The 4,504-nt window shown below is 32.1% G+C and carries 4 protein-coding genes; all 4 read left to right on the plus strand.

What is annotated here, in order from left to right:
* Nucleotides 1–622: beta-ketoacyl-[acyl-carrier-protein] synthase family protein (locus tag GBO31_RS23220; RefSeq protein ID WP_429725824.1), on the plus strand; the 622-nt coding region annotated here is incomplete at its 5' end.
* Between the two features lie 12 nt (nt 623–634).
* Entirely contained in the window at nt 635–889 is a 255-nt protein-coding gene (locus tag GBO31_RS23225; RefSeq protein WP_219011010.1) for an acyl carrier protein, read from the plus strand.
* Nucleotides 886–1,428 carry a 4'-phosphopantetheinyl transferase family protein gene (locus tag GBO31_RS23230; RefSeq protein ID WP_219011011.1) on the plus strand — a complete coding sequence of 181 codons (543 nt, stop codon included), beginning with the start codon at nt 886–888 and terminating at the stop codon, nt 1,426–1,428. The genes GBO31_RS23225 and GBO31_RS23230 overlap by 4 nt, the downstream gene beginning before the upstream one ends.
* A 69-nt stretch (nt 1,429–1,497) precedes the next feature.
* The gene (locus GBO31_RS23235) at nt 1,498–4,341 is read left to right on the plus strand and encodes a M16 family metallopeptidase (RefSeq protein ID WP_219011012.1); all 2,844 of its coding nucleotides are present in this window, start codon (nt 1,498–1,500) and stop codon (nt 4,339–4,341) included.
* Nucleotides 4,342–4,504: the final 163 nt, after the last annotated feature.

Raw genomic sequence — 4,504 nt, forward strand, 5'->3', positions numbered from 1 at the left:
CCAAAACCCAACTGCTGCTTCCCGTCCAATGAGTGCTTCAGCAAGTGGTTTTGTTCCTGGAAGCGGAGCAGGAGCTTTGGTGATAGAAAGTCTAGAAAGTGCACAAGAGCGAGGAGCTACGATTTATGCAGAAATTTTAGGTGGACATGTAAACAGTGGAGGACAAAGAAATGGAGGAAGTATGACTGCACCAAATAGTCTAGCAGTTCAACAATGTATTCAACAAGCGGTGAAGAATGCGGGAATTACTGCAAATGATATTGATGCAATTAATGGTCATCTTACAGCTACAACCAAGGACGCTACTGAAATTAAGAATTGGATTGAAGCTTTGGATAGGAAAGGAAAAGATTTTCCATATATTAACTCTTTAAAAAGCTTGGTTGGACATTGTTTAGCGGCATCTGGAAGTATAGAGAGCGTGGCTACAATTCTTCAACTAAAAGAAGATTTCGTTTTCGGGAATATCAATTGTGAAGATCTTCATCCCGAAATAGAAAGTCTTATAGACGCATCAAAAATTCCAACGAAAACAGTCTCAAAACCTCTTCATATAGCTGCTAAAGCTAGTTTTGGATTTGGAGATGTAAATGCTTGTATTATCTTTAAAAAATATTCATAATTATAAAAATTCATGACAAAAGAAGAATTACTATCTAAGTTAAGAACCATCATAGAACCTTATGTTCAAAATGAAGAAGGATTAACAAACCTTTCTGAAGAAACCAATTTTATTGAAGATTTAGAAATTAATTCTGCCAATCTGGTAGATGTAATCTTAGATGTGGAAGATGAGTTCGATATAGAAATAGATAATGATGGGATGGATAAAATGCTTACCGTAAAAGCTTCTATTGAAGTAATACAAGATAAACTAGCTGCTAAATGATAGGGAATGATGTTGTAGATCTTAAACTAGCTTCGGGACAAAGTAATTGGAGAAGAAAAGGTTGGTTGCAAAAAGTTTTTACAACATCAGAACAAGATATTATTGCCAGCTCTTTAGATCCTAATTTCAAGGTTTGGAAATTGTGGAGCATGAAAGAAGCTGCTTATAAAGCACATCAAAGACGGTTTTCAATTCCACCTAAATACAATCCATGGGATTTTGTATGTTCGGATGATGATGTATGTGTAGATACTATGTCTTATAAAACACTTTCCGTCGCTACGAAAGGATATATTCATACCGTTTCGTATTTAGATAAGCCAAATTTTGTTTCTAAAGTATTTAAGAACGGTTCCTTAACCTACAAAAATCAACTTTTACAGTATATTTCAGAAGTGAAAAGGGTAGATTCCTCTAAAATAAGTTTGCAAAAAAATGATTTAGGAATTCCAGTTATTTATATCAATAATTCGGAAACGGATATAATCGTTTCCTTTTCCAGTCACGGTTTGTTTTCTTCATATGCCGTGGATTTATGAAATAGAATGATCTTTGTTTTTTATATTTTTGGAAAAAATAATTCATTAATCAAAATATATACTCACTTTATGTTATTCTATAAAAGAACCTTTGTTTTTATATTTATAAGTCTAGCGTTATTATCTTGCTCAAAGTCTAATAGCGAAATAGTCTCTACACAATCGGACACTTCAGATTTTACGATTGATTACGAAAAATTCACCTTGGATAATGGTCTAGAAGTTATTCTCCATGAAGATCATAGTGATCCTATTATAGCTGTAGCAACAATGATGCATGTAGGTTCCAACAGAGAAAAATTAGGAAAAACTGGTTTTGCACACTTTTTTGAACATATGTCTTTTAATGATTCCGAAAATACTCCGGTAGGTGCGAACAGGAAATTGATTCCTGAATGGGGAGGACAAAGAAATGGTGGAACTTGGACAGATGGGACTGTTTATTACGAAGTAGTTCCGAAAGATGCATTCGAAAAGATCTTATGGATTGATTCTGATCGGTATGGATATATGATAAATACTGTAACAGAAGCGGCATTGGAAAGAGAAAAACAAGTAGTTAAAAATGAAAAGCGCGAACGTGTAGATAATGCTCCTTATGGTTATACAGATGAGGTTATAAGAAAAAATTTATATCCAAATGGGCATCCATATAGTTGGACTGTTATAGGTTCTTTACCTGATTTACAATCTGCGACTTTAGAAGATGTAAAAGAGTTTTATCACAAATATTATGGAGCGAATAACGGTTCTTTAGTGATCGCAGGAGATATAGATATTGAGGATACTAAAAAATTAGTTAAAAAATGGTTTGGAGAAATAAAAAGAGGGCCTGATGTTGCACCTTTAGAACCAATGCCGGTTACTTTGCCGAGGAGTAAATCATTATATTTTGAAGATAATTTCGCTAAATTACCCGAACTAAGAATGGTATTTCCAACTGTACAAGATTATCATAAAGATGTTTACGCATTAAATATTCTTGGACAATTACTTACGGGAAGTAAAAAATCTCCTTTTTATAAAGTTCTAGTTGAAGAGAAGAAATTAGCTCCTAATGCCTCAGGATACCAACGATCTTATGAATTAGCTGGTGAATTCACTTTTAGAGTCCGAGCGAATGCTGGCAAGGATTTGGATAGTGTAAAAAAAGCTATAGATGAAAGTTTAGCTAGGTTTGAGAAAAATGGTTTTGAAGATAATGAATTAAAAAGAATTAAGGCTGAAGTTGAAACTGGATTGTATCAAGGAGTAAGTACTGTTTTAAATAAGGCTTTTCAATTAGTTCAAGACAATGAGTTTAATGGTGATCCTGGATATATAAGTAAAACAGTAAAGTTAACAAATGCTGTAACTAGAGAAGATGTAATGAGAGTATATAATACTTACATAAAAAATAAAAATTATGTAATGACCAGTTTTATTCCAAAGGATAAATTAGAGTTATCTGTTTCTGATTCAGAAAAGGCAACTGTTTGGATCGAAGAGGTGAAAAATGATGTAGCGAATGAAGAAGTTGGACAAGGTGAGGAGGCTGTTTATGAAAAAACCCCATCTACCTATGATCGTAGTGAACCTGATTTTGGAGAATTACCATTATTCAAATCTCCAATAGTTTGGACCAGTGAAACGGATAATGGAATTGAAGTATTCGGAATAGAAAATAACGAACTCCCTCTGGTTAATTTTGATCTTACTATTGCAGGAGGACATTTATTAGATCCATTAGATAAAGCAGGGATTTCTAGTTTGATGGCGAGTTTGATGATGGAAGGTACTGCAACTAGAACACCAGCTCAACTGGAAGAGGCTATTGGTCTTTTGGGAGCATCAATCTATATGTATAGTAATGATGAAGAAATCATAATTACAGGATCATGTTTAGCTAAAAATTTTAAAGAGACATTATCTCTTGTTGAAGAAATAATTTTAGAACCTCGTTGGGATGAAAAGGAATTTGACCGCTTAAAACAAGCCTTAAAAACTAATTTAAAAGGACAAGAAGCTAATCCAAGATCGATAGCTTATTTTAATTTTAATAAGCTAATATATGGAGATAAACATATTTTTGGAATACCTAACTCTGGCACTTTAGAGACTGTTGAAAATATATCCTTAGATGATGTAATACAGCACTATAATAAATTGTCATCGAAAAATGCTATTTTTAATGTAGTAGGAGATGTTAATAAAAAAGATGTTGGAATAGCTTTATCATCTTTGGATTCTAAATGGAATACTGAAGAAGTAGAAATTCCGAGTTTTCAAGTTTCACCAAATAAAAAAGAAGATCAATTATATTTCATTGATGTTCCTAATTCAAAACAATCTGTTATTTTGATTGGTAATTTGGTTTTATCTGGTTTAAACGAAGAGTTCAATAACTTAGAATATGCAAATGAAATTTTAGGAGGAGGTTCAAGCGGGAAATTGTTTCAAACTTTACGAATTGAGAAAGGATATACGTATGGAGCATATTCATTTATTAGGTCATCAAAAGATATTAGTCCATTTATCGTTTCAACTAGTGTTAGGTCTAACGCTACGCTTCCATCTTTGAAAATAATCCAAGAAATGATAGCTAATTATGGGGAAAACTTTGATGATAATGTCTCAGAAATTACAAAAACAAAAATCTTGAAAAGTAACACTAGAGCTTTTGAAGGATTAAATGATAAGCTAGGTATTTTAAGAGAAATGAGTAAATATGATAAAGATCCATCTTTTATTGAGAATAATCAAAAAGAATTAGTTGAGATGTCTACCGAAGACTTTAAAACAATTATATCAAAATATATTTCGGAAAATGAAATGATCTATGTAGTTGTAGGAGATAAGGAAACACAATTTGAAGAGATTAAAAAATTAGGTAAAAATGTTATAGAACTGGATATTTACGGAAATAAATTATAAAACAATCTACTACTTTTTTATTAAAGAAATGATTAAAAAAGGTCCGTCGTCTATTCGGACCTTTTTCTATATAAAGAATTAGAACATGCAGTTTTAATATAATAAAATCCACAAAGGGTATAAAACCCCTGTTAAAAACCGTATTTATACCCTTATTTTTTTT

It is taken from the genome of Aquimarina litoralis (assembly GCF_019295435.1).
GTDB lineage: Bacteria > Bacteroidota > Bacteroidia > Flavobacteriales > Flavobacteriaceae > Aquimarina > Aquimarina litoralis_A.